We start from the raw sequence: 25,090 nt of genomic DNA on the forward strand, positions 1-25,090 counted from the left end.
GCGGCGGTTTCACGCCGCCGGTTTACGCAGGACGTAGCCGACGCCGCGCAGCGTGTGGATCAGCCGTGGCTGGGTGTTGTCGACCTTGCGGCGCAGATACGAGATGTACGACTCGACGATGTTGTCGTCGCCCCGGAAGTCGTAGTTCCACACGTGGTCGAGGATCTGCGCCTTGGACAGCACCCGGTTGGCGTTGAGCATCAGGTACCGCAGCAGCTTGAACTCGGTCGGCGACAACTGCACCCGGTTGCCGGCCCGGTGCACCTCGTGGGTCTCCTCGTCGAGCTCCAGGTCGGCGAAGGTCAGCCGGGAGGTCGCCTGGTTGCCGCTGCTGGTGCGCCGCAGCACCGCCCGGATCCGGGCGGTCAGCTCCTCCAGGGAGAACGGCTTGGTGACGTAGTCGTCGCCGCCCAGGGTCAGCCCACGGATCTTGTCGTCGGTGGCGTCGCGGGCGGTGAGGAAGACCACCGGGGTCCGCGTACCGGCCTCGCGCATCATCCGGATGACCTCGAAGCCGTCCAGGTCGGGCAGCATCACGTCGAGCACCACCAGGTCGGGCCGCCGCTCGCGGGCGGCGTTGAGCGCCGCGCTGCCGCTGGTCGCCGTGGTGACGTCGAACCCGGCGAAGCGCAGGCTGGCGGAGAGCAGCTCGAGGATGTTCGGGTCGTCCTCGACGACGAGCAGTCTCGCCTCGGTCTGCGGTGCGCTCATGAGCGCATCATCCCCGACCGGCCTGGATCTGGCCTGCAGGACGGCTGACAATCAGCTGTGAACCAGCTCGGCGCCGCGCCGGCAGGTCCACGCCGCGTCAGCCGACCAGGTCCAGGTCCGCGCGGTCCGGGCGGCCGACGCGGTCGGACAACCGGGCAAGGGTACGCCGGTGCGGTGCCCACTGCGGCGGCACCGGCGCGGCCACCTCGACGGTGACGGCCAGACCGCGCAGTCCCAGCACCCGCCGGACCGACGGCCACAGCGCCTCGTCGCCGATGAACGCCGCCACGCTGGTCGGCACCGGGTCATCGGCGGCCGGCCCGGCCGCACCGACCAGGTGGTACGTCAACCCGACCGGCACCACCGGCACCCCGGCGTCGAGCGCCGCCTGGAACAGCGCCGGCCGGAACGGCATCACCGACGCCGTACCGGCACTGCACCTGCCGCCGCCCGAGGCGGTGCCGCCAGCCAAGGTCAGACCGGTGGTCCCGCAGGTCGTGGTGGCCTGTGGGAAGACCGCGACCTGCCCGCCGCAGCGCAGTACGGCACCAACGGCGGCGACGGTGTCCGGCAGGGTCCGGGGGCGCTCCCGGTCGATGAAGATGGTCCCACCGGCGCGGGCCAGCGCGCCGACGACCGGCCACCGCCGGACCTCGACCTTGGCCAGCATCCGGGCCGGGGACACCGCGAGGATTGCCAGGGTGTCCAGCCAGGAGACGTGGTTGACGGCCAGCAGCGCCGCCGTACGGGGTCGGGCGCCGACCAGCCGCAGCCGCACGCCGAGCGCCCGCAGCAGGCCGCGCGCCCACCAGTTGCCGACGGTCGGCCGCCACCGTCGGGGCGACACCGGCAGCCAGAGCAGCAGGGCACCGCCGACGGCGAGCATGGCGAGGACCCCGGCCAGCCGGACGGCCCGACGGGGCACACCGGCGGCGGGTACGGAGCGCGGCGGTGGCAGGCAGCCGTGGCCACAACCGGAACGGGGCCGCCAGAACGTGCCCGGGCCGCTCACCGTGACTCCAGGAAGTGCCGCAGGTAGCGGGGGTCCATCCGGTCCAGCGACAGCAGCACGTACAGGTCGGCGACGCCGAACACCGGGTCGTGGGCCGGTTCGCCGCAGACCCAGGCACCCAGACGCAGGTAGCCGCGCAGCAGCGGCGGCATGACGGTACGGGGTCCCCGGGCCGGCACCGGCGCAAGCGCCGCCGCGGCACCCGCCGGGGCCGTCACCCGTACCGTCGCGGGTTCGGTTTCGGCGAGCCACGGTCGGCGCGGCCGTACCCGCAGCAACGGCGGGCTGAGATGGGCACCGCGGACCTCCCGCCAGGCGGCGTGCGCGGCCAGGCCGCCGTCGGCCAGCGGCACCGAGGCGCAGCCACCCAGCCAGCGCAGGTTGCGCGACCGCAGGTAGCGGGCGATCCCGGACCAGATCAGGTTGATCACCGCGCCACCCCGGTGGTCGGGGTGTACGCAGGACCGGCCGGCCTCGACCAGATGGTCGTCGAGCAGCCGCAGCGGCCGGGTGTCGAACTCGGCGTCGGCGTAGCGGCGGCCGAGTAGCCGGGCCCGGTCCGGCGGCAGCAGCCGGTACGTGCCGACCACCGCCCCGGTACGGATGTGCCGCACGACGAGGTGGTCGCAGTGGTCGTCGAACTCGTCGACGTCACGGTCGGGGTGCGTGCCGACCGACCCGGCACCGAACTCGGCGGTGAACACCTGGTGCCGCAGTCGTTGCGCGGCGGCGACCTGTTCGGCGTCCTCGGCGAGGGAAACGGTGTATTCGCTGGTGGCGACGGGTGCGGTGGCAGTCGACAACAGTGCCATGAGATCTGTGTAAGGGGTGCCGGAACCGGCGGCGTGTCGCCAGCGGATGGCAGCGGTGTCGATCCGGTGAACGCCGGTGGCGGCCGGCTGCGAGGATGGGCCGGTGATCGTCCCTGCCCGGTTCAACGGGCCGCCCGACTCGGCCAACGGCGGGTACGCCGCCGGGCTGGTGGCGCAGGTGGTGCTGGGTGCCGACCCGGCGACGGTGGTCGCCGACCGCGCCGTCCGGGTGACGTTGCGCCGGCCGCCACCGCTGCAGACCGAGTTGCGGGTCGACGCCGACGCGACCACCGGTGCGGTGCGGGTGACCGCCGGTCCACCAGCCGGCGCGGTGCTCGTCGCCGAGGCCGAACCCGTGGTCGGATCCGACCCGTCGACCGGGCCGCTGCCGCCGCCGGTCGACCTCACCGCCGCCGAGGCGTCGAGTACGGCGTACCCCGGTTTCGTCGCGCACCCGTTCCCCAGCTGCTACGTCTGCGGCCCGCAGCACGCCGACGGGCTGCGGATCTTCCCCGGCCCGACCGGTCCCGGCCGCACCGCCGCGCCGTTCGTCGTGCCGGCCGACCGTACGGTGCCGACGGTGTGGGCGGCACTGGACTGCCCCGGTGGCTGGACGGTGCTCGCGCCGGGTCGGCCGTACCTGCTGGGGCGGATGAGCGCGACGGTGGCCGCGCTGCCCGACGCCGGCGCGCGGTGCGTCGTGGTCGGCGAACTGGTCACGACCAGCGGGCGCAAGGCCGAGGTCCGCACTGCGCTGTACGACCCGGCGGGTCGACTGCTCGCGGCGGCGCAGGCGACCTGGATCGCGGTGGCGGCCGGCGGGGTGGGCGAGCCGGTTTGACCTGACCCGGCGCAGCCGTGACGCAGAGCGACGCCGACCCGGACCGGGGTGTCCGGGCGGCATCACGATGGAAGGAGCCAGATGTCGGACGGACGCATCGTCGTCTCCGGGCTGACAAAGCAGTACCGCAACGTGCGGGCGGTCGACAACCTGTCGTTCACCGTGGAGCCCGGTCGGGTGACCGGATTCCTCGGACCCAACGGCGCGGGTAAGACGACCACGCTGCGGATGCTGCTCAACCTGGTCACCGCGACCAGCGGTACAGCGACGATCGACGGTCAGCGCTACGCCGACCTGTCGGAGCCGCTGCGCCACGTCGGTGCCGTGCTGGAGGCCTCCAGCGCGCACAAGGGCCGGACCGGGATCAACCACCTGCGGGTCATCTGTGCGGCGGCCGGGCTGCCCCGCGAGCGGGCCGCGCAGACCCTGGCGATGGTCGGGCTGGAGCCGGCGGCCAAGCGCAAGTTCAAAGGCTATTCCCTAGGGATGCGCCAGCGGTTGGGCATCGCCGCGGCGATGCTCGGCGACCCGAAGGTGCTGATCCTCGACGAGCCGGCCAACGGGCTCGACCCGGAGGGCATCCGGTGGATGCGCGATCTGCTCAAGTCGTTCGCGGCACAGGGTCGTACGGTGCTGGTCTCCAGTCACCTGCTGGCCGAGATGCAGCTGCTCGCCGACGACGTGGTGATCATCGCCGCCGGTCGGCTGGTCCGGCACGGCCCGGTCGCCGAGGTGATGGCGTCGATGTCCGGTGCGGCGGCCGTCCGGGTCCGTACCCCGCACGCCGACCGGTTGACCCCGGCACTGACCAAGGCCAGCGCCACGGTGACGCCGACGCCGGACGGCGCGCTGCTGGTCACCGGGGTGGACGCGCCGACTGTCGGGCGTACCGCGCTGGCCGAGGGCGTGGAGTTGCACGAGCTGACTACCGAACGGCCCGACCTGGAGCGGGTCTTCCTGGAACTGACCAGCGCGAAGGCGGCCATCCGATGAACCTGGTACGGAGTGAGCTACTGAAGATCGGCACCACCAGCACCTGGTGGATCTTCGGCCTGATCTCGCTGCCGCTGTGGGGGCTGACCCTGCTGGTCAACTACGTGCAGACGACCATCCTCGCCGACCCGGCCAACCGCGCGCAGGTGACCGGCGACAACGCCGAGGTCCTGGAGGCGGTCAGCGACGGGCCGGTGCTGGCCGCCAACCTCTACACCAACGGTCAGTTCTTCGGGCTGTTGATCGTGATGCTGCTCGGCGTGATCGTGGTGACCAACGAGTACTTCCACCAGACCGCGACGACCACCTTCCTGACCAGCCCACGCCGTACCGAGGTGATCCTGGCGAAGCTGGCCGCCGCGTCCCTGCTCGGGCTGCTGTTCTGGCTGGTCACCACGGTGATGAACCTGATCGTCGGCGCGCTGCTGCTCAACGTCCTCGACGTGGGCACGCAACTGGGCACCGGCACCGTCTGGGAGGCGGTCGGGCTGAACGCGCTGGCGTACCTGCTGTGGGCCAACTTCGGGGTCGGGTTCGGGGTGCTGATCCGCAGCCAGCTCGGTGCCACGGTCTCGGCGATCCTGCTCTACCTGGGCGGCTACCTGGGCGCGGCGATCATCCTGACCACCCTCGCCGCCCGGTTCGGCGACTGGATCAACGACCTGCAGCTGCTGGTGCCGTCGCTGGCCTCGCAGTTGATGGTCGCCGGGACCGACCTGCCCGGCAGCCCGCCCCGTTGGGCGGGCGCGCTGATATTGATCGGTTACGCGCTGTTGACCGGCATCGTCGGCACAATGATCACCCGGCGGCGCGACATCTCCTGATCCGGCCGGGCGAGCCGCGACGCACCACGGTGTGCTCGCCCGGTGCAGCAGGTCCGACCTGCGTCGCGGCTGTCCCGACGGGCTGTCGGGACAGCCGCGACAGCAGGGACCAGCGCTGTGAAAAGTGACACGAGCCGCGTGCGACAATGCCGCCCGTCGTGGTACGGCGTAGCCTGGAAGCCGTCTTCGACCAGCGCCCCCAGCCAGGTGGCGTCCCCGCGTGACAACCGACCCGCGTGAAAGAGGCGATTACCGGCCGTGTCGACCCAGCAGACTTCGCAGAACAATCCGCTGGCGGGTTTCGGCCCGAACGAGTGGATCGTCGATGAGATGTACCAGAAGTATCTCACCGATCCCGGCAGTGTCGATCCCGCTTGGCACGACTTCTTCGCCGATTACGACCGGGCGCGGCCCGCCTCACCGACCGAGGCGACCGCCGCCACCGCCACCGCCACGGCGGCGCGGGCCGGCACCGACGCTCCGGCCGCCCAACGGTCGGTCGATCGGCCCGACACCGGCACCGACCGACCGGCGGCCCCGGCGGCCACCGGTGGCCGCAGCGGTTCGGCTGCCAAGGCCGCCGGCGCCGCCCGCACCGACACGTCGAGCACCCCGGCGGCCCCGGCCAAGGGCGCGACGAAGGGCACCGAGAAGGCGCCGGCCCGGGCCACCACCACCGCGACGAAGTCCACCGCCAAGGCCGCCCCGGCGAAGGGCGCCGGCACGAAGGGCGCCACCGCTGACCCGGCTGCCGGGGCCGGCGGCAGCCGGCAGACGCCGCTGCGCGGTGTCGCCGCCCGGATCGTGCAGAACATGGACGCGTCGCTCACGGTGCCGACCGCGACGAGCGTCCGCGCCGTCCCGGCGAAGCTGCTGGTCGACAACCGGATCGTGATCAACAACCACCTGGCGCGGGGCCGCGGTGGCAAGGTCAGCTTCACCCACCTGATCGGGTACGCGCTGGTCCGTGCGCTGGCCGAGCACCCGGAGCTGAACAACTCGTTCGCCGAGGTCGACGGCAAGCCGCACATGGTCGCCCCGGAGCACGTCAACCTCGGCATCGCCATCGACCTGGCCAAGCCGGACGGCTCCCGTACCCTCGTGGTGCCGTCGATCAAGGCCTGCGAGCAGATGGACTTCCGGCAGTTCTGGCAGGCGTACGAGGACGTGATCCGCCGCGCCCGCCGCAACGAGCTGACCATGGAGGACTACGGCGGCACCACGATCTCGCTGACCAACCCCGGCGGGATCGGCACCGTGCACTCCCAGCCCCGGCTGATGACCGGCCAGGGCGCGATCATCGGGGTCGGCGCCATGGAGTACCCGGCACCGTACGCCGGGATGTCCTCCGAGACCCTCGCCGACCTCGCCGTCAGCAAGGTCATCACGCTGACCAGCACCTACGACCACCGGATCATCCAGGGTGCGCAGTCCGGCGAGTTCCTCAAGGTCATGCACGAGCTGATCCTCGGTGAGCACGGCTTCTACGACCAGATCTTCACCTCGCTGCGCATCCCGTACGAGCCGGTGCGCTGGATGCGCGACGTGGCGGTCAGCTCCGAGGGGCAGATCAACAAGACCGCCCGGGTCAACGAGCTGATCCACGCCTACCGGGTGCGCGGGCATCTGATGGCCGACACCGACCCGCTCGAGTTCAAGATCCGCAAGCACCCGGACCTGGACGTCCTGCAGCACGGCCTGACCCTGTGGGACCTGGACCGGACCTTCCCGGTGGACGGGTTCGCCGGCAAGCAGCGGATGATGCTGCGGCAGATCCTCGGGGTGCTGCGCGACTCGTACTGCCGCCGGGTCGGCGTCGAGTACATGCACATCCAGGATCCGGAGGAGCGCCGCTGGATCCAGGAACGCATCGAACGTGGCTACGAGAAGCCCGACGCCGGCGAGCAGAAGCACATCCTCAACCGGCTCAACGCGGCCGAGGCGTTCGAGACCTTCCTGCAGACCAAGTACGTCGGCCAGAAGCGGTTCTCGCTCGAGGGCGGCGAGTCGCTGATCCCGTTGCTGGACGAGATCCTGCAGTCCTCGGCCCGCGCCGACCTCGACGAGGTCGTGATCGGCATGGCCCACCGGGGTCGACTCAACGTGCTGGCCAACATCGTCGGCAAGCCGTACGAGAAGATCTTCTCCGAGTTCGAGGGGCACCTCGACCCGAAGTCCACCCAGGGCTCCGGCGACGTGAAGTACCACCTCGGCCAGGTCGGCAAGTTCACCACCCCGGACGGCGAGCACGGCATCACCGTCTCGGTGACCGCCAACCCGTCGCACCTGGAGGCGGTCGACCCGGTGCTGGAGGGCATCGTGCGGGCCAAGCAGGACCGCATCGACCTCAAGCTGGAGGGCTACACCGTCCTGCCGCTGCTGGTGCACGGTGACGCGGCGTTCGCCGGGCAGGGTGTGGTCGCCGAGACGCTCAACCTGTCGCAGCTGCGTGGCTACCGTACCGGCGGTTCGGTGCACGTCGTGGTCAACAACCAGGTCGGGTTCACCACCGCGCCGGAGTACAGCCGTTCGTCGCTGTACAGCACCGACGTGGCCCGGATGATCCAGGCGCCGATCTTCCACGTCAACGGCGACGACCCGGAGGCGGTGGTCCGGGTCGCCCGGCTCGCCTTCGAGTACCGCCAGGCGTTCAACAAGGACGTCGTGATCGACCTGGTCTGCTACCGGCGGCGCGGCCACAACGAGGGCGACGACCCGTCGATGACCAACCCGCTGATGTACGCGATCATCGACTCCAAGCGCAGCGTCCGCAAGCTCTACACCGAGGAGCTGATCGGTCGCGGTGACATCACCGTCACCGACGCCGAGGAGCTGCTGCGTGACTACCAGACGCAGCTGGAGCAGGTCTTCAAGGCCACCCGTGACGCCGCCGCGTCGGCCACCAGCCGGATGCCCGCCCGCCAGCCGGAGCCGGAGCCGGAGGTGGCGACCGCCGTCGACGCCGCCGCGATCGCCGCCGTCGGCGAGGCCCACGTCGACCTGCCGGAGGGGTTCACCCCGCACAAGCGGATCCAGCAGCTGCTGGAGCGGCGGGCCAAGATGGCGGTCTCCGGCGACATCGACTGGGGTTTCGGCGAGATCCTCGCCTTCGGCACCCTGCTCGCCGACGGGGTCACCGTCCGGCTCGCCGGCCAGGACTCCCGCCGGGGCACCTTCGTGCAGCGGCACGCCTCGGTGGTCGACGCCCGCACCGGCAACGACTACCTGCCGTTGGCCAGTCTGGTCACCGACGAGTCCCGCTTCTTCGTGCACGACTCCCTGCTCAGCGAGTACGCGGCGATGGGCTTCGAGTACGGCTACTCGGTGGAGAACCCGGAAGCGCTGGTGCTCTGGGAGGCGCAGTTCGGCGACTTCGTCAACGGGGCGCAGTCCATCGTCGACGAGTTCGTCTCCTCCGGTGAGGTCAAGTGGGGGCAACGCTCGGCGCTGACCCTGCTGCTGCCGCACGGCCACGAGGGGCAGGGCCCGGACCACACCTCCGGCCGCCCCGAGCGCTACCTGCAACTGTGCGCCGAGGACAACATGCGGGTGGCGATCCCGTCCACCCCGGCGAACTACTTCCACCTGCTGCGGCGGCAGGCGCTGTCACCCAAGCGCAAGCCGCTGGTCGTGTTCACCCCGAAGTCGCTGCTGCGGCACAAGCTCTGTGTCTCCAGCGTCGCCGACTTCACCACCGGCACCTTCCAGCCGGTGCTGCCCGACCCGGTGGCCGCCGGCCGGCCGGAGGCGATCAAGCGGGTGCTGCTCTGCTCCGGCAAGGTCTACTACGACCTGTTGGCAGCCCGGGCCGAGCGGCACGCGGTCACCGGCGGCAACGGTCAGCTCGACACCGACACCGCGATCATCCGGGTGGAGCAGTTGTACCCGCTGCCGGTGGAGCAGCTACGGGCCACGTTGGCGGCGCTGCCGAACGCCGAGGACTTCGCCTGGGTACAGGAGGAGCCGGCCAACCAGGGTGCCTGGTCGTTCGTGGCGCTCAACCTGTTGGAGCACCTCGACGGCGTACGGCTGCGGCGGATCTCCCGCCCGGCGGCGGCGGCACCGGCGGTCGGCTCGACCAAGCTGCACGACGTGGAGCAGGCGGCGTTGATCGACGCCGCGCTGCCGCGCCGCTGACCGGGGAGGCGGCATGTACTTCACCGACCGGGGCATCGAGGAACTGGCGCAGCGCCGTGGCGAGGAGGAGGTCGCGCTGACCTGGCTGGCCGAGCGGCTGCGCGACTTCGTCGACCTGCACCCGGAGTTCGAAACGCCGATCGAGCGGTTCGCCACCTGGCTGGCCCGTCTCGACGACGAGGACGAGTAGTCAGCGACGAGACCGGATGATCAACATCTGACGGTGGTCCCACCCGGGCCGGGACCAAGGTCACCAGACTCCGACCGCCTCCGCCTTGTACGTTGGGGCGGTGGCGCGAAGTGTCTACGTGGCCGGTCTCGGCCCCGGTGGTGGCAAGTCCACCGTCGCGCTCGGCCTGGCCGAGCTGTTGTCCCGTCGGGTCGAGCGGATCGGGGTGTTCCGTCCGCTGGTCGCCGGCTCCGGCCCGGACGCGACGCTGAGCCTGCTGCGTGAGCGGTACCGCATCGACCTGCCCGACGAGCAGCTCTACGGGGCCAGCTACGCCGAAGCCGCCGGGCTGGTCGCCGACGGCCGCCGCGAGGAGCTGATCTCGCGGATCGTCGGCCGCTACCGGGAGCTGGAGCGGCGCTGCGCGGCGGTGCTGGTGGTCGGCAGCGACTTCGACGACACCGGTGACAACGGCGGACTCCCCCGCGAGCTGGCCTTCAACGCACGGCTGGCCACCGAGTTCGGCAGCGTGGTGGTGGCCGTCGTGGACGGCATCCACCGCGACGGTGCCGAGGTCGCCGGCGCGGTACGCAGCGCGTACCACTCGCTGACCGAGCTCGGCACGACGGTGCTGGCGGTGATCGCCAACCGGGTCGGTGCCGAGGTGAACGCGCCGGCGTTGCCGGTGCCGACGTACGTCATCCCGGAGGTCCCGGCGGTGTCGGCGCCGACGGTGGCCGAGGTCGCCGCCGCACTCGACGCCAGTGTGCTGGCCGGCGACGAGACCGCGACCAGCCGCGACGTGCTGGACTTCGTGGTCGGCGCGGCGCACGTGCCGGTGCTGCTGGACCATCTCGTCGAGGGTGCCCTGGTGATCACCCCCGGGGACCGGGCGGATCTGCTGGTCGCGGTCAGCGCGGCGCACGCCGCCGGGCTGGTCTCCCTGGCCGGGATCGCGTTGACCCTCGGCGAGCAGCCGGACCCGCGGGCGATGCGGCTGGTGGAGCGGCTCGGGACGAACCTGGCCGTGCTGTCGGTGCCGGCGGACAGCTTCCACGCCGTCGCCGCCGCCGGGCGGATCTCGGCGCGGCCCAGCGCCGCGAACCCGCGCAAGGTCGAGGCCGCACTCGGCGCCTTCGAGTCCAGCGTGGACAGCGCCGAGCTGGCCCGCCGGCTCGACGTGACCCGCTCCCCCCGGGTCACCCCGATGATGTTCGAGTACGCGCTGATCGACCGGGCCCGCGCCGACCGGCGACGGCTGGTGCTACCGGAGGGCACCGACGAACGGATCCTGCGGGCCACCGAGATCCTGCTGCGCCGGGGCGTCGCCGACCTGACCCTGCTCGGCAACCCCGACGACATCGCCCGGCGGGCCCGCGAACTCGGCGTACAGGTCGACGCGGCGCGGGTCGTCGACCCGGCGACCAGCCCGTGGCGCGACGACTTCGCCGCCCGGTACGCGCAGCTGCGTCGGCACAAGGGGGTCACCCTTGAGCTGGCGCACGACGTGATCGGCGACGTCAACTACTTCGGCACCATGATGGTGCACACCGGGCACGTCGACGGCATGGTCTCCGGGGCGACCCACACCACCGCCGCCACGATCCGCCCGGCGTTCGAGATCATCAAAACGCTGCCGGAGGTCTCGGTCGCCTCCAGCGTCTTCTTCATGCTGCTCGCCGACCGGGTGCTGGTCTACGGCGACTGCGCGGTCAACCCGGACCCGGACGCCGCGCAACTGGCCGACATCGCGGTCAGCTCGGCGCAGACCGCAGCCCGGTTCGGCATCGAGCCGAGGGTCGCGATGCTGTCCTACTCCACCGGCACGTCCGGCAGTGGCGACGACGTCCGGAAGGTGGCCGCCGCCACCGACCTGGTCCGCAAACGGTGCCCGGACCTGCTGGTGGAGGGGCCGATCCAGTACGACGCGGCGATCGACCCGACCGTCGCCGCCACCAAACTGCCCGGCAGTAAGGTCGCCGGCCGGGCCACCGTCTTCGTCTTCCCCGACCTGAACACCGGCAACAACACCTACAAGGCGGTGCAGCGCTCGGCCGGCGCGGTCGCCGTCGGCCCGGTCATGCAGGGTCTGCGGCGGCCGGTCAACGATCTGTCCCGGGGCGCCACCGTGGCCGATATCGTCAACACCGTGGCGATCACCGCGATCCAGGCCGCCGCGCGATGAGCGGCCCCAGCCGAGTCCTGGTCCTCAACTGCGGTTCGTCGTCGCTGAAGTACCAGCTCTTCGACGGCGAGCAGGTGGTCGACAAGGGCGTCGTCGAACGGATCGGCGAGGCCGGCGGCGGGCCGGCCGACCATGCCGAGGCGCTACGGACGATGGCGCAGCGGACCGACCTGACCGGGCTCGCCGGGGTCGGGCACCGGGTGGTGCACGGCGGCGTCCGGTTCGCCGAGCCGACTCTGATCACCGACCAGGTGGTCGACGAGATCGAGCGGCTGGTGCCGCTGGCCCCGCTGCACAATCCGGCCAACCTGACCGGCATCGCCCAGGCCCGCCGGCTGCTGCCGGACGTACCGCAGGTCGCGGTCTTCGACACCGCCTTCCACCGCACGCTGCCGCCGGAGCAGGCCAACTACGCGATCGACACCGACACCGCACAGCGGTACGGCATCCGCCGGTACGGGTTCCACGGCACCTCCCACGCGTACGTGTCCCGCCGTACCGCCGCCCTGCTCGGTCGGGATCCGGCCGAGGTCCAGGTGATCACCCTGCACCTGGGCAACGGTGCCAGCGCCTGCGCGGTGGCCGGCGGACGCAGCGTGGCCACGTCGATGGGGCTGTCCCCGCTGGAAGGGCTGGTGATGGGCAGCCGCAGCGGCGACCTCGACCCGGCGGTGGTGTTCCACCTGGAACGGGTCGCCGGCTGGTCCACCGCCGACGTCGACCGGCTGCTCAATCAGCGCAGCGGGCTGGTCGGCCTCGCCGGGGCCGGTGACATGCGCGAGGTGCTGCGCCGGCGCGACGCCGGAGACCCGGGTGCCCGGCTCGCCGTCGACATGTACTGCGCCCGCATCCGGTTCTACGTGGGCGGCTACTACGCGCTGCTCGGCCGGGTCGACGCGGTCACCTTCACCGCCGGGGTCGGCGAGAACGCCGCCGCAGTCCGGGCGGCGGCGCTCGCCGGGCTCGACGGGCTCGGCATCGCCGTCGACCCGGACCGCAACGGCAGCGGCGGCGGCGAACGGCGGATCTCCCCGGACGGTACGCCGGTCGGAGTGTGGGTGGTCCCCACGAACGAGGAGTTGGAGATCGCCAGTCAGACCCGAGCGGTGCTGGCCGACCACTGAGTGTCGGTCAGCTCAGCCGACCGGTGACGGCCGGGGCCCGCAGCTGACGCGGTCAGACCAGCAGCCAGACGGCGATCGCGAGGACGACCGCCACCACGCCGGCGATGCCGATGCCGATGATCAACGGCAGCCGGGACGGCTGGTCGGCGACCGGCGACGGGGTCGTCTGGAAGGCCCGGAAGGCCTCGGTGTTGCCGCTCGGATCGACGTACTCGTCAGACATGACGACGACCCTAGCGAAATCGGGCAAGTGCCGCCACGACCGACCGACGCGTCCGGGTGGCCGACCTGGCTGCCGCGCGGTAACAATCGTCTGATGCGTGTTCGTCGTCCGGCGGTGGCCGGCCTGCTCACCGCCGGTCTGGTCGGTGCCCTGCTGGCCGGCTGCGGATCCGCGCCCACGCCGCCGCCGGTGTTCAACGCACCGGCGTCGGTACCGCCCACCCCGGCCCCCGGCCGGGCGGCACCGGCCGGTCAACTCGACGTCGCGACCCGCACCCTCGACCTCGCCCGTGGTGACCGGCCGCTGCCGGTGACCGTCTGGTACCCGGCCGACGACGCCGGCCCGTTCCCGGTGGTGCTGTTCAGCCACGGCCTGGGCGGCGAGCCGGCGGACTACCAGGCGGTGCTGGCGCAGTGGGCGGCGGCCGGGTTCGTGGTCGCCGCCCCGACCTACCCGTTCACCAGTCAGGGCGGCTCCGGCGGCAACGCCCTGGACGTGCTGAACCAGCCGGCGGACGCCTCACACGTCCTCGACGAACTGCTGGCGCTCGACGGACGCGACGGCGACGAGTTCGCCGGCCGGCTCGATGTCGAACGGGTCGCCGCCGCCGGGCACTCGGCCGGCGGGATCACCACCGTCGGGCTGTTCACCGCGGCCCGCGACGAACGGCTCGACGCCGGCGTGGTGCTGGCCGGCAGCGCCCTCGGGGTCGGTACGGCGTTCAGCGGTGCCGCCGCCCCGCAACTGTTCATCCACGGTGAGCTCGACGAGGTGGTGTCGTACGCGTCGGGCAGGGCGGCGTACGACCGGGTGCCCTGGCCGAAGGCGATGCTCAGCCTGCCCGACGGCGACCACGGGCAGTCACTGCTGCGGCCGGGCGACCCGGCCTACGACGTGGTGATCGCGACCAGTACGGACTTCCTGCGCTGGACCCTGTACGGCGACGGTGCCGCCCGGGAGCGGCTGACCGAGGCACCTCCGGCGGGGGTGGCGGTCTTCGACGACCAGCTCTAGCGCTGGTGGTCCAGCACCAGTTTGCCGAAGGCGTCCCCGCTGTGCAGCCGGGCGAAGGCCGCCGGGGCCTCGCCGAAGCCGTACACGGTGTCGACCACCGGGCGGATGCCGCGTGTGTCGCACAGCTGCAGCAGGCCGCGAAGCTCGTCGGCGGTGCCCATCGAGGTGCCGAGGATTTCCAGCTGCATCGCGAAGACCCGGCGCAGGTCGACCGCCGGCAGGTGCCCACTGGTGGCGCCGGAGACGACGATCCGGGCACCCGGTGCGGCGGATTTCAACGAATGGTCGAAGGTGGCCGCGCCGACGGTCTCGATCACCACGTCGACCCGTTCGGGCAGCCGGGCACCGGGTGCCAGCGAGGTCGCGCCGAGCGTGGCGACCCGCTCCCGCTTGGCCGGGTCCCGGCTGGTCGCATAGACCCGCTTGCCCAGGGCGACGGCGATCACCACGGCCGCCGTCGCGACTCCCCCGCCCGCGCCCTGGACCAGCACCGACCCGGCCTGGTCGAGCCGGCCCCGGGTGGTCAGCATCCGGTACGCGGTCAGCCAGGCGGTGGGCAGGCAGGCCGCCTCGGCGAAGCTGAGCCCGGCGGGTTTCGGAACGAGGTGCGAACGCGGTACCGCGACCCGGTCGGCGAACGTGCCCGGGTAGCGTTCGGACAGGATCGACATGCCGCGCGGGTCCGCCGGATCGGGCACCACCGGGTAGACGACGACGTCGTTGCCGGCGGCGTCGACCCCGGCCGCGTCGCAGCCGAGGATCATCGGCAGCCGGTCGGCGGGCAGCCCGACCCCGCGCAGTGACCACAGGTCGTGGTGGTTCAGCGAGCTGGCCCGGACCTCGACGACCGCCCAGTCCGAGGCGGGCAGGTCCGGTTCGGGCAGCTCACCGACGCGCAGCGCGGCAAGCGGATCGTCGACGTCGATGGTCGAGGCGTAGACGGCGCGCATGCACCGCACGCTAGCAGCACCGCACGCTGCCAGCACCGCTGCGCGCAGGACCGCACGCTGGCAGCGCCTCAGCGCAGCAGCATCAGTGCGGTGAGCACAACCAGCGCGACCCCGGCGATCAGGAACGCCACCAGCAGTTGGTGCACCGCCGCCGGCTCCGATCCGGCCGGCTCCGCTGGCAGGTCCGCGAGGACGGCGGCCAGTTCGCCGTGCGTCCGGGCGTGCACGGTCCGCTCCACCCGGTCGGCGTGTTCGTCCAGACTCAACCGACCGGCCGAGGTGTGCCGCTCCAGGCAGCGCACGACCCGCTCGCGGTCCGCGTCCGAGGCACGCAGGTCGGGGCGGTTCATGTGCTCAGCCTAGGCGTGTCCACATCGGTGTGGGAACCCGTACGGGGCGGTGGGCCGCCGCGCCAGCCGGTACGGTGCAGCCGTGTCGACCCTACCTGTCGGTGGCGATGCCGCCCCCACGACGAAGCAGCTCATCATCGAACGGATCCTCCGCGACCGGGACGGCATCTGGCAGCAGATCGTCGACGAGCGGGGCCTGCGTCCCCTGATCGGCCAGCTGGTCACCAGCTCCACGCTGAGCCTCGCGATCTACGGGGCGGTGCTCGGTGCCTCGTACGGCTGGCAACAGATCATCTCCTCGCTGATCAAGCTGCCGTTGCTGTTCCTGGCGACGCTGGCCATCTGTCTGCCAACCCTATACCTGTTCAACCTGGTCTTCGGCGCGCGGCTGTCGATGATCCAGGCGGTCGCGCTGATCCTGGTGTCGATCACCGTGACCGCCGCGCTGACCCTGGCGTTCGCGCCGGTCAGCCTCTTCTTCCTGGTCACCGCACAGAGCTACCAGTTCTACAAGCTTCTCAACGTGGCGATCCTGCTGCTTTCGGCGATCGTCGGCCTCCGGTTCCTGGTGGCCGGCATGCAGGCGCTCAACGACCATCAGCAACGGTCGGCCAAGGTGCCCGCGCCGGCTGGCGCGCCCACGCCCACCCCCGCGCCCGGACCTGCCGCACCCGTACCAGCGGCTCCTGCCGCGCCCACGCCGGTCGGGACGGGTGCGATGGTCGATGCCATGACAGACCGGCCGCAGCTGCCCGCGCGCCCACAAGCGCATTTCGGTCAACCGCTCGGCCCGCCGGCGCAGCGGCCGGCCAGCATGAGTCTGCTCTACATCTGGATCCTGCTCTTCGGGTTCGTCGGCACCCAACTCGCCTGGACGCTGCGGCCCTTCTTCGGCGACCCCGACGCGCAGTTCGGGGTCTTTCGCGAGATCGAGGGCACCTTCTACGCCGACCTGCTGCGTTCCATCGGCCAACTGCTCGGCGGCTGACCGCTCGCCATCCTTACGGCACCTCGCTCGCCGGACGCCGGCCGGCCCGGGACCGGGCCGGCCGGCACCTGCGGATCATCCGACGCGGTCAGCGGCGGGCGACGCCGTCGCGGCGGGCGGCGGCGGCGACCGCCGCGGCGACCGCCGGTGCGACCCGGGGGTCGAGCGCGGACGGCACGAACGCCTCCGGCTGCAGCAGGTCGGCGACCACGGCCGCGATGGCGTCGGCTGCGGCCACCTTCATGCCCTCGGTGATCCGGGTGGCGCCGACCTCCAACGCGCCCCGGAAAACCCCGGGGAAGGCGAGCACGTTGTTGATCTGGTTCGGGAAGTCGCTGCGGCCGGTGGCGACCAGGGCGGCGTACCGGTGGGCGATCTCCGGATGCACCTCCGGCGTCGGGTTGGCCAACGCGAAGATGATGCCGCCGGGTGCCATGCCGGCGACGGCCGACTCTTCGATCCGGCCGCCGGAGAGGCCGATCAGCACGTCGGCGCCGACCAGCGCGTCGGCGATGCCGCCGGCGCAGGCGGCGGTGAGGGCGGCGAGTTCGGCCTTGACCCCGTTGAGGTCGGCCCGGTCGTTGTGGATGATGCCCCGCGAGTCGCAGACCACGGTCTTCGCCGGGTCGACGCCCCCGGCGATCAGCATCTTCGTCACCGCGACGCCGGCGGCGCCGGCCCCGCTGACCACCACCCGCAGGTCACCGAGTCGGCGGTCGAGCAACGTGGCGGCGTTGCGCAGGGCCGCGAGCACCACGATCGCGGTGCCGTGCTGGTCGTCGTGGAAGACCGGGATCGGCAGCGCCTCGTCGAGGCGGCGTTCGATCTCGAAGCAGCGGGGTGCGCTGATGTCCTCCAGGTTGATCCCGCCGAAGGAGGGTGCCAGTGCGGTGACGGTGGCGACGATGGCGTCGATGTCGCGGGTGTCCAGGCAGATCGGCACGGCGTCGACATCGCCGAACTGCTTGAACAGCACCGCCTTGCCCTCCATCACGGGCATCGCGGCGCGCGGACCGATGTCGCCGAGGCCGAGCACGGCGGTGCCGTCGGTGACCACGGCGACGGTGTGCGACACCCAGGTGTAGTCGTCGACGAGGGTCGGGTCGGCGGCGATGGCCTCACAGACCCGGGCGACGCCCGGGGTGTACGCCAGGGAGAGGTCCTCGCGGTCGGTCAGTGCGACGGTCGGCGTGATCGCCATTTTGCCGCCCCGGTGCAGGTCGAAGACCGGGTCAGAGATTGCCACTGTAGACATGGTGACTCCAGAGCCGTTGAGCGTGCGAAAGAGCCGCCGGCTCGGCGCGAGGTCAGCGTTGACCGGCGAGGCGCTGCGGGGGTCACCCGGGTTACGTGTCGAGCATAGTGTCCCACGGGCTGGTTTCCCGCCAAGTAGGTCATACCCGCCGGTAACAAAATGACCGCGGTCGCGGCCAGTAGCGCAACACTGCCCTTCCGTGCACGTCGGCCACCCCGTACGCCCGCGAGTCGTCGGTCACGAGATCGTTGTCGCCACGCAGCCACCAGCCGCCGTCACAGGCCCGCACTGCCCGCTTGACCACCAGCAGGTCGGGCCGGGCACGGAAGGTGGCGACCACCACATCGCCCGGACGGACCGCCCGGCCGCCCCGACGGATCAGCAGTGCGTCGCCGTGGCGCAGCGTGGGAGCCATCGATGGACCGTGCACCAGCACGGTAAACAGAGGCGGACGCACTTGCACCTCGTCAGGTCAGCGGGCCCGATGCGCGATAGGGTCGGCAAGGAGGATCTTCCTCCACCTTACGCGTGCCGGCGATCGTGCCGCCGGCCAGTCAACGGAGGGTCCTGATGCGACTTCCACGCATTCTTACTCCGCGCACGGTGGTCAGCGCCCACTGCGATCTGCCGTGTGGCGTGTACGACCCGGCGCAGGCCCGGATCGAAGCAGAATCGATCAAGGCGATCGCCGAGAAGTACCAGGCGAACACCGACCCGGAGTTCCGTACCCGTGCCCTGATCATCAAGGAGCAACGGTCCGAGCTGGTCAAGCACCACCTGTGGGTGCTCTGGACCGACTACTTCAAGCCGCCGCACTTCGAGAAGTACCCGCAGCTGAACCAGCTGTTCAACGAGGCCACCAAGCTCGCCGGTGGCGGCGGCGGGACCAAGGCCTCGGTCGACCCGGCCAAGGCCGACGAGTTGCTGCAGAAGATCGACGAGATCGCGAAGATCTTCTGGGAGACCAAGCAGGCCTGAGGCCTCAGGTCCGGCCGGCACGCCCGTCGTGCCGGCCGGACACCCCGCCACCGCCGAGGTCGGCGGTGAACGACGCCGGGAGCCGCGTCGGCGATGGAACCGGACAATCGGCGGAGCGGAACAATTGGTCACGGATGCCACCGGGAATCGACGTCAACCGGTAGAGTCCACGCGGGGGTATGCCGGATGAGTCCGCTGGTCACACAATCCGAGCCGACGGTCGACGACGACGTCGTGCTCCTCACCGTGCCCGCCGACGGTGGTTACCTGAGCGTGCTGCGGACCGCGACGGCCGGTCTGGCCGCCCGGTTGCACTTCGCGTTGGACGAGATCGAGGATCTGCGGATCGCGGTCGACGAGGCGTGCGCCATGCTGCTCGCCGTCGCCACCAGACCCGCCGACCTGGAGTGTCGCTTCTCGGTGACCGACGACGCACTGACCGTCGAAGTCACCGTCGCCACCGCCCGCGGTGCCACGCTTCCACCGGAGTCGTCGTTCGCCTGGAAGGTGCTCCGGGCGCTGACCACCTCCGCCTCGGCGACCGCCAGCAGCGGCCGGGCCAGCATCCGGTTGCTCACCCGGCGTTCGGGCGGCCGCTGAGGCCCAGGCTCAGTCGAGCCCGAAGGCCCGCGTCGTGGCCGGGGTGACCAGCAGGAACACCACGCCGAGCCCGAGCGCGATCAGCGGTACGCCGAGCCAGGCCAGCCCACCGACGCTCATGTAGTAGCCGACCGGCAGCAGCATCAGTTGCAGCACGATGGCCGGTGCCCGGGCTGCCGCCCGCCGCCGGTGCAGGCCCCGGGCGAGCAGCGCGAGGGCGACCGCGCCGCCAGCGGCGAAGCCGGTGACGAACAACGCCGAGACGAGGTCGGTGGCCCGCCCGGCGAAGTCCTGGTAGGCCAGGTACCCGGCCAGCAGCCCCAGGGCCACCGCCTGCGCGGCGAGCACCCGTACGGCCCACCGCAGGCTCGCCGGCAGGGACGGTGCGGCAATGGTCACGGCGCCACGATACCCGCGTCCGGGCGCGATACAGTGCCGCCCATGCGGGCCCTTCTGGTGGCCAATCCCAAGGCCACCACCACCAGCGAGCGCACCCGGGACGTGATCGTCCGGGCGTTGCGCAGCGAAGTCGACCTGACGGTCGAGTACACCCATCGGCGCGGGCACGCCGTGGCGTTGGCCCGGCAGGCCGCGCAGGAGCGGTTCGACGTCGTGGTGACCCTCGGCGGCGACGGTACGGTCAACGAGGCCGTCAACGGGCTGATGTCGGCGCTGCCGGCGACCGACCAGTCGTCGACGGCGACGGCCCGACGGTTGCCCGCGCTGGCCGTCGTACCGGTCGGCTCGACGAACGTCTTCGCCCGGGCGGTCGGTCTGCCCCCGCAGTGGCCGGAGGCGACCAGCGTGTTGATCGAGGGGCTGCGGACGGGTCGGTTCCGGACCATCGGGCTGGGGCGGGCCGACGACCGCTATTTCACCTTCTGCGCCGGGCTGGGGCTGGACGCGGCGGTGATCCGGCAGGTGGAGCGGGCCCGGCTGCGGGGTCGACGGTCGACGGTCGGGCTCTACCTGCGGTCGATGGTGAGTGAGTACTTCATCGGCATGGACCGGCGGCACCCGGCGATCCGGCTGGAGCAGCCGGGCGAGCCGGCGCACGAGGAGCTCGCGACTGTGGTGATCCAGAACACGGCGCCGTGGACCTTCATCGGCGACCGGGCGATCAACCCGAACCCGTTGGCCTCGTTCGACCTCGGGCTGGACGTGCTGGCCGTACGGCAGCTGCGGGTGCCCAGCACGACCCGTACGTTGGCTCAGGTCGCGGCTCGTACGCCGGATCCACGTGGGCGACAGGTCGTCCGGCTGCACGATTTGTCCGAATTCACGATATCCGCAACTCGCCCTCAGGCCTTCCAACTCGACGGCGACTATCTCGGCGAGCGGCTGAAAGTCCGTTTTACGGCGGTCCGGGAGGCCCTGCGGGTCGTCCACTGACACGCTACGTAACTGAACTTCGACTGCGGAGCGTGACCAGGCCCACGAAGGACACGTGGCTGAAATGCCTGCAACGCAGGCCGGACCGTACTACATTGATTCCTGACTGTCGCACTCCGGGTGTCGGTGAGCGCCAGAAAAGGGACATAAGGGTCGTGACGTTGCTCACCCAGTTGTACTTTTTCTGATCGCTACTCTTGACATCGCAGGAGTTCGTGAAAGTATTCACAAGCGGACCGATTCACCCGGGACGTTGCCTGGATGCGCTCGCCACGCGGCAGCTCGGAGCAACGTTCCACAGGCACACGCCTGCTCACGCGCTGCCGATCCGACGGATGCAATCCGTCGTATTGACTGCGCGGGCGCATAAAGAAAGACCGGAGCATTTCACCGCCACCGATCCAGAATGAGGAGTGTTGCCGCCATGGACTGGCGTCACCATGCTGTCTGCCGCGACGAGGACCCGGAGCTGTTCTTCCCGATCGGGACGTCCGGCCCCGCGATCCTGCAGGTCGAGCAGGCCAAGGCTGTCTGCCGGCGCTGCTCCGTGACCGATCAGTGCCTGCAGTGGGCACTCGAGTCCGGGCAGGACGCAGGCGTCTGGGGCGGGATGAGCGAAGAGGAGCGGCGCGCAGTCAAGCGCCGCGGCGGACTGCGCGTCCTGCGCGCTCACACTGCCTGACCCACTAACCACCACGCGACGTCCGTTCGGCGCCCCGGAGTGTCACTCCGGGGCGCCGTGCATTGCCACTCACAACTGTTTGTCGAACGGTCACCATTTCGTGACCGGTTGCCATTCGATCACCCGGTGAAAGCGCACCGTCGCACCGCCGGATCATGAAACCGTCGGCCGCGGTCACACCGGCACCGCGACAGCGACCTGGTCGACCCGGCGCAGCACCAGCCGGGCGATCTCCGACGCGCCCGCGAGCGGAGCCGCCACCGCGACCACCCCCGCCTGCCGGGCCGAGGTCACCGCCGTGTCGTAGAGCAGCCCCGGTGCCAGAAAGTAGCCGGCCAGCCCGACCCGCCGGGCCCCCGACTCCCGCAGCGTCCGGACCGCCTCACCGGCCGTCGGTGGAGCCGCTGAGGCGTACCCCGCCAGGCAGGGCAGCCCCAGGTCGGCACCGAGCGCCGCAGCGGCCAGAGCGACCGTCTGACGGGCCGGCGCGCTCCGCGTACCGGCCGCTGCCAGCACCACGGCGTCGCAGTCGGCGCCCGCGGCGGCCAACCGCCGACGCAGCCCGGCGACCAGCAGCGGATCCACCGTCGGCGCGGCCAACGGCGGACCGATCACGTCGGTCAGCGCCACCGGGATCCGCAGGCCGTCGCGCCGCGCCACCCGGACCACCTCGGGCAGGTCCACCCGCCCGTGGAACGCCTCGGTCAACAGCAGCGGCACCACGGTCGCCGCCGGGTAGCCGGCGGCCTGCAGGTCGGCCAGCACCGCGCCGGGACGCGGGCCGGCGTGGTCGAGATAGGCGGCCCGCACGTCCACCCCGGGCCGGGCAGCGGCGACCGCCCGCACCAGCGCCCGGGTGGCGGCGGCGGCCCGAGGGTCGCGGCTGCCGTGCGCCACCAGGACGATCGGCGCGGCCTCGACCGGGACGGCCCGGTCGGCGGGCCGCGTCGACCCGGTCACTGGTGCAGACCGCACTCGGTCTTTTCGAACATCGCCCACCGGCCGGCCCGCGGATCCTCCCCGGCGGTGGTCCGCCGGGTGCACGGCCAGCAGCCGATCGAGGTGTAGCCCTGCCGGAACAGCTCGTTGACCGGCACGCCCCAGCGGGAGACGTAGGCGTCGACGTCCGCCTGGGTCCAGGCGGCGATCGGGTTCACCTTGACCCGTCCCCGGCGGGCGTCGAACCCGACGACCGGGGTGTTGGCCCGGGTCGGGGACTCGTCACGGCGCAGCCCCGCCGCCCAGGCGTCGTAGTCGCCCAGGGCCCGTTCCAGCGGTTCGACCTTACGCAACGCGCAGCACTCGTCCGGGGCCCGGTTGAACAGCCGGGGGCCGAACTCGCCGTCCTGCTGGCCGACGGTCATCCGGGGCCGGATCGACCGCAGGTTGACCGGCATCGTGGCGGCCACCTGGTCGCGGACCCGCAACGTCTCCGGGAAGTGCAGCCCGGTGTCGAGGAACACCACGTCGACGCCGGGGGCGACCCGGGAGACCAGGTGCGCCAGCACCCCGTCCGCCATCGAACTGGTCACACAGAACCGGTCACCGAAGGTCTCCACCGCCCACCGGGCGATCTCCTCCGCCGGCGCTCCGTCCAGCTCCCGGCCGGCCTGTTCGGCGAGCTCGCGCAACTGGGCGGGGCTACGGCGGGTCGGCGGGCGGTCGGCGTCCGGGCCGAGCCGGATCAGGTTCAGGTCGGCGGCGAGGACCGGGCTCATCGGTTCACCTGCCGGGCGAGCAGGCCGGTGAACCGGACCGTGAAGACCCGGGCGCAGGCGTGGCACTCCCAGGCGGTGTGCGCGTCCGGGTGCGGGCGGAGGTTCTCCTCCCCGCAGTACGGGCAGTAGAGCGGAGCCGTGCGTGTCTCGGTGCTCATCGCACCTCACCTCGCTCGTTCATCGCAACTCCTCCTCGTCGGCGCGGACGACCCACTGGGCGAACGACTCGCCCTCGGTACGACCGGCCAGGTAGCGGCGGACCACGCGTTCGACGTACTCGGGCAGCTCGTCGGCGGTGGTCTTCAGACCCCGCACCTTGCGCCCGAAGCCGGCGGTCTGCCCCTGGGCCATTCCCAGGCCACCGCCGAGATGGATCTGGTACCCCTCGACCTGCCGGCCGTCGGGCCCGACGACCAGCTGGCCCTTGAGCCCGATGTCGGCGACCTGGGTCCGGGCGCAGGCGTTCGGGCAGCCGTTGATGTGGATCGTGATGTCGGTGTCGTCGGTGAGCCCGGCCGAGGCCAGCCGCTGCTCCAGGTGGGCCACCAGCTCCTCGCCCCGCCGCTTGGTCTCGACGATGGCGAGCTTGCAGAACTCGATGCCGGTGCAGGCCATCGTGCCGCGCCGCCACACCGACGGCCGGGCCTCCAGGCCGATCGCGCGCATCCCGTCCACCAGCGAGTCGACGCGGTCCGGCGCGACGTCGAGGACCAGCAGCTTCTGGTACGGGGTGAGCCGTACCCGGTCCGAGCCGTGCGCGGCCACCAGGTCCGCCAGGGCGGTGAGCTGGCTGCCGGAGACCCGTCCGACGACCGGGGCGGCACCGACGTAGCGGCGACCGTCGGCCTGCTCGTGTACGCCGATGTGGTCGATCGGCTTGGCCGGCAGCTGTGGCGGCGGCCCGTCCAGCAGCGCCCGGCCGAGGTACTCCTTCTCCAGCACCTCGCGGAACTTCTCCACGCCCCAGTCGGCGACCAGGAACTTCAGCCGGGCCCGGTGGCGCAGCCGGCGGTAGCCGTAGTCGCGGAAGATGCCGACCACCCCGGCCCAGACGTCCGCGACCTCGGCCAGCGGCACCCAGACACCGAGCCGCTGGGCGATCATCGGGTTGGTGGACAGCCCACCGCCGACCCACAGGTCGAACCCGGGGCCGTGGTCGGGGTGGTCGACCCCGAGGAACGAGATGTCGTTGACCTCGTGCGGGGTGTCGGCGAGCCAGGAGATCGACGACTTGAACTTGCGGGGCAGGTTGGAGAACTCCTTGCTGCCCACGTATCGGCGGACGATCTCGTCGATCGCCGGAGTGGGGTCGATCTTCTCGGCGGCGGCGACCCCGGCGACCGGGCTGCCGAGCACGATCCGCGGGCAGTCACCGCACGCCTCGGTGGTGTGCAGGCCGACGTCCTCGAGGGCCTTCCAGATCGCCGGCATGTCCTCGACCCGGATCCAGTGCAGCTGGATGTTCTGCCGGTCGGTGATGTCGGCGGTGTCCCGGGCGTAGCGCTGCGAGATGTCGGCGATGGTGCGCAGCTGGGCCAGGTTCAGCTGACCGCCGTCGATGCGCACCCGGAGCATGAAGAACTCGTCCTCCAGCTCGTGCGGCTCCAGTACGGCGGTGCGCCCGCCGTCGATGCCCGCCTTGCGCTGGGTGTAGAGGCCCCACCAGCGGAACCGGCCACGCAGGTCGGCCGGGTCGATCGAGGCGAACCCGCCGTGCGCGTAGATGGTCTCGATCCGGGCCCGGACGTTGAGCGGATCGTCGTCCTTCTTGGTCCGCTCGTTGGGGTTGAGCGGCTCGCGGTGCCCGAGCGCCCACTGCCCCTCGCCGCGCCGGCGGCCGGGTCGGGTCGGGGTGCTGCTGCGCGCCATCGGGGCGTCCTCCGTGTCTGCGGGTGGTCACTCGGTCGGCGGCGGCACGCAGCGCTCGGGGCCATCGACGATGGTCTGGCCAGATCGAGGAGGCCGGCGCGGATGCCGCCCGGAACACAAAAAGGTCGGGCGTGCTCAGCCAGCCGGACAGATGGCGCTGCGGACGCGACCGTAATCGACGTGGCGGCGGGCCACGAAGCGGCGCTCAACGGCAGCGGTCATGACCTGGATGTTGCCACATCCGTACCGGTCAGACCAGCGCA

At 71.7% G+C, this 25,090-nt stretch carries 26 protein-coding genes; 13 read left to right on the forward strand and 13 right to left on the reverse strand.

Features of this window, described 5'->3' with window-relative positions:
* Positions 1-9: 9 nt before the first annotated feature.
* From ACN28F_RS08905 to ACN28F_RS08915, 3 genes are all read right to left on the reverse strand, one after another.
* Entirely contained in the window at positions 10-711 is a 702-nt protein-coding gene (locus ACN28F_RS08905) for a response regulator transcription factor (protein ID WP_421357445.1), read from the reverse strand.
* 97 nt (positions 712-808) lie between these two features.
* The gene (locus tag ACN28F_RS08910; protein WP_421357446.1) at positions 809-1,723 is read right to left on the reverse strand and encodes a lysophospholipid acyltransferase family protein; all 915 of its coding nucleotides are present in this window, start codon (positions 1,721-1,723) and stop codon (positions 809-811) included.
* Positions 1,720-2,526 (reverse strand): GNAT family N-acetyltransferase, encoded by an 807-nt coding sequence (locus tag ACN28F_RS08915; protein ID WP_421361323.1) that lies wholly within the window; start codon positions 2,524-2,526, stop codon positions 1,720-1,722. Before ACN28F_RS08915 ends, ACN28F_RS08910 begins: the two co-directional genes overlap by 4 nt.
* Before the next feature lie 112 nt (positions 2,527-2,638).
* Here ACN28F_RS08915 and ACN28F_RS08920 point away from each other — a divergent pair, with 112 nt between their 5' ends.
* The 7 genes from ACN28F_RS08920 to ACN28F_RS08950 all read left to right on the forward strand — a co-directional run bounded on the left by ACN28F_RS08920 (position 2,639) and on the right by ACN28F_RS08950 (position 12,808).
* The gene (locus ACN28F_RS08920; RefSeq protein WP_421357447.1) at positions 2,639-3,376 is read left to right on the forward strand and encodes a hypothetical protein; all 738 of its coding nucleotides are present in this window, start codon (positions 2,639-2,641) and stop codon (positions 3,374-3,376) included.
* A gap of 81 nt (positions 3,377-3,457) precedes the next feature.
* Positions 3,458-4,369 carry an ABC transporter ATP-binding protein gene (locus tag ACN28F_RS08925; protein ID WP_421357448.1) on the forward strand — a complete coding sequence of 304 codons (912 nt, stop codon included), beginning with the start codon at positions 3,458-3,460 and terminating at the stop codon, positions 4,367-4,369.
* On the forward strand, positions 4,366-5,193 hold the full coding sequence (locus ACN28F_RS08930) for an ABC transporter permease subunit (protein ID WP_289207565.1): 828 nt from the start codon (positions 4,366-4,368) through the stop codon (positions 5,191-5,193). The genes ACN28F_RS08925 and ACN28F_RS08930 overlap by 4 nt, the downstream gene beginning before the upstream one ends.
* A gap of 258 nt (positions 5,194-5,451) precedes the next feature.
* Positions 5,452-9,330: a multifunctional oxoglutarate decarboxylase/oxoglutarate dehydrogenase thiamine pyrophosphate-binding subunit/dihydrolipoyllysine-residue succinyltransferase subunit gene (locus ACN28F_RS08935; RefSeq protein ID WP_421357449.1), complete on the forward strand. Its 3,879-nt coding sequence runs from the start codon at positions 5,452-5,454 to the stop codon at positions 9,328-9,330.
* Positions 9,331-9,343: 13 nt separating this feature from the next.
* Entirely contained in the window at positions 9,344-9,520 is a 177-nt protein-coding gene (locus ACN28F_RS08940; RefSeq protein ID WP_289207567.1) for a DUF6104 family protein, read from the forward strand.
* A gap of 100 nt (positions 9,521-9,620) precedes the next feature.
* Entirely contained in the window at positions 9,621-11,684 is a 2,064-nt protein-coding gene (gene pta, locus ACN28F_RS08945) for a phosphate acetyltransferase (protein ID WP_421357450.1), read from the forward strand.
* The gene (locus ACN28F_RS08950; RefSeq protein ID WP_421357451.1) at positions 11,681-12,808 is read left to right on the forward strand and encodes an acetate/propionate family kinase; all 1,128 of its coding nucleotides are present in this window, start codon (positions 11,681-11,683) and stop codon (positions 12,806-12,808) included. The genes pta and ACN28F_RS08950 overlap by 4 nt, the downstream gene beginning before the upstream one ends.
* 52 nt (positions 12,809-12,860) lie before the next feature.
* Here the strand turns inward: ACN28F_RS08950 and ACN28F_RS08955 are convergent, their stop codons facing one another.
* Positions 12,861-13,031, reverse strand: a complete 171-nt coding sequence (locus ACN28F_RS08955; protein WP_289207570.1) for a hypothetical protein — start codon at positions 13,029-13,031, stop codon at positions 12,861-12,863.
* 93 nt (positions 13,032-13,124) lie between these two features.
* Here ACN28F_RS08955 and ACN28F_RS08960 point away from each other — a divergent pair, with 93 nt between their 5' ends.
* Positions 13,125-14,045 (forward strand): alpha/beta hydrolase family protein, encoded by a 921-nt coding sequence (locus ACN28F_RS08960; protein WP_289207571.1) that lies wholly within the window; start codon positions 13,125-13,127, stop codon positions 14,043-14,045.
* On the opposite strand, the gene ACN28F_RS08965 is transcribed toward ACN28F_RS08960, so the two are convergent.
* Together ACN28F_RS08965 and ACN28F_RS08970 are read right to left on the reverse strand one after the other, a co-directional pair.
* Positions 14,042-14,995 carry a zinc-binding dehydrogenase gene (locus ACN28F_RS08965; RefSeq protein ID WP_421357452.1) on the reverse strand — a complete coding sequence of 318 codons (954 nt, stop codon included), beginning with the start codon at positions 14,993-14,995 and terminating at the stop codon, positions 14,042-14,044. The genes ACN28F_RS08960 and ACN28F_RS08965 overlap by 4 nt on opposite strands.
* A gap of 68 nt (positions 14,996-15,063) precedes the next feature.
* A complete protein-coding gene (locus ACN28F_RS08970; RefSeq protein WP_289207573.1) occupies positions 15,064-15,345 on the reverse strand; it encodes a DUF1707 SHOCT-like domain-containing protein in 282 nt (93 codons plus the stop codon).
* A gap of 82 nt (positions 15,346-15,427) precedes the next feature.
* Between ACN28F_RS08970 and ACN28F_RS08975 the strand changes: the two genes are divergently transcribed.
* Positions 15,428-16,333, forward strand: coding sequence for a hypothetical protein (locus ACN28F_RS08975; protein ID WP_289207574.1), 906 nt, complete (start codon positions 15,428-15,430; stop codon positions 16,331-16,333).
* Between the two features lie 88 nt (positions 16,334-16,421).
* Here the strand turns inward: ACN28F_RS08975 and ACN28F_RS08980 are convergent, their stop codons facing one another.
* Together ACN28F_RS08980 and ACN28F_RS08985 are read right to left on the reverse strand one after the other, a co-directional pair.
* Positions 16,422-17,588 carry an NAD(P)-dependent malic enzyme gene (locus ACN28F_RS08980; RefSeq protein WP_289207575.1) on the reverse strand — a complete coding sequence of 389 codons (1,167 nt, stop codon included), beginning with the start codon at positions 17,586-17,588 and terminating at the stop codon, positions 16,422-16,424.
* Between the two features lie 139 nt (positions 17,589-17,727).
* Positions 17,728-18,051, reverse strand: coding sequence for a S26 family signal peptidase (locus ACN28F_RS08985; RefSeq protein WP_421357453.1), 324 nt, complete (start codon positions 18,049-18,051; stop codon positions 17,728-17,730).
* Positions 18,052-18,158: 107 nt separating this feature from the next.
* On the opposite strand from ACN28F_RS08985, the gene sodN reads away from it, so the two are divergent.
* Both sodN and ACN28F_RS08995 read left to right on the forward strand, forming a co-directional pair.
* The gene (gene sodN / locus ACN28F_RS08990; RefSeq protein WP_289207577.1) at positions 18,159-18,566 is read left to right on the forward strand and encodes a superoxide dismutase, Ni; all 408 of its coding nucleotides are present in this window, start codon (positions 18,159-18,161) and stop codon (positions 18,564-18,566) included.
* A gap of 186 nt (positions 18,567-18,752) precedes the next feature.
* Positions 18,753-19,166: an ATP-binding protein gene (locus tag ACN28F_RS08995; RefSeq protein ID WP_289207578.1), complete on the forward strand. Its 414-nt coding sequence runs from the start codon at positions 18,753-18,755 to the stop codon at positions 19,164-19,166.
* A gap of 9 nt (positions 19,167-19,175) precedes the next feature.
* Here the strand turns inward: ACN28F_RS08995 and ACN28F_RS09000 are convergent, their stop codons facing one another.
* Entirely contained in the window at positions 19,176-19,565 is a 390-nt protein-coding gene (locus ACN28F_RS09000) for a hypothetical protein (RefSeq protein ID WP_289207579.1), read from the reverse strand.
* 42 nt (positions 19,566-19,607) lie between these two features.
* Between ACN28F_RS09000 and ACN28F_RS09005 the strand changes: the two genes are divergently transcribed.
* A complete protein-coding gene (locus ACN28F_RS09005; RefSeq protein ID WP_289207580.1) occupies positions 19,608-20,558 on the forward strand; it encodes a diacylglycerol/lipid kinase family protein in 951 nt (316 codons plus the stop codon).
* A gap of 424 nt (positions 20,559-20,982) precedes the next feature.
* Positions 20,983-21,240 (forward strand): WhiB family transcriptional regulator, encoded by a 258-nt coding sequence (locus ACN28F_RS09010; protein ID WP_282225801.1) that lies wholly within the window; start codon positions 20,983-20,985, stop codon positions 21,238-21,240.
* A 174-nt stretch (positions 21,241-21,414) separates the two neighbouring features.
* Here ACN28F_RS09010 and ACN28F_RS09015 read toward each other — a convergent pair whose 3' ends face one another.
* The 4 genes from ACN28F_RS09015 to ACN28F_RS09030 are packed head-to-tail and all read right to left on the reverse strand — an operon-like array spanning position 21,415 to position 24,827.
* The gene (locus ACN28F_RS09015) at positions 21,415-22,200 is read right to left on the reverse strand and encodes a sirohydrochlorin chelatase (protein ID WP_289207581.1); all 786 of its coding nucleotides are present in this window, start codon (positions 22,198-22,200) and stop codon (positions 21,415-21,417) included.
* Positions 22,197-22,958, reverse strand: a complete 762-nt coding sequence (locus tag ACN28F_RS09020) for a phosphoadenylyl-sulfate reductase (RefSeq protein WP_289207582.1) — start codon at positions 22,956-22,958, stop codon at positions 22,197-22,199. Before ACN28F_RS09020 ends, ACN28F_RS09015 begins: the two co-directional genes overlap by 4 nt.
* Positions 22,955-23,116, reverse strand: coding sequence for a hypothetical protein (locus ACN28F_RS09025; protein ID WP_289207583.1), 162 nt, complete (start codon positions 23,114-23,116; stop codon positions 22,955-22,957). The genes ACN28F_RS09020 and ACN28F_RS09025 overlap by 4 nt, the downstream gene beginning before the upstream one ends.
* A gap of 19 nt (positions 23,117-23,135) precedes the next feature.
* Positions 23,136-24,827 carry a nitrite/sulfite reductase gene (locus ACN28F_RS09030; RefSeq protein WP_421357454.1) on the reverse strand — a complete coding sequence of 564 codons (1,692 nt, stop codon included), beginning with the start codon at positions 24,825-24,827 and terminating at the stop codon, positions 23,136-23,138.
* Positions 24,828-25,090 lie beyond the last annotated feature (263 nt).

Source organism: Solwaraspora sp. WMMA2101, assembly GCF_049179175.1.
Lineage (GTDB): Bacteria > Actinomycetota > Actinomycetes > Mycobacteriales > Micromonosporaceae > Micromonospora_E.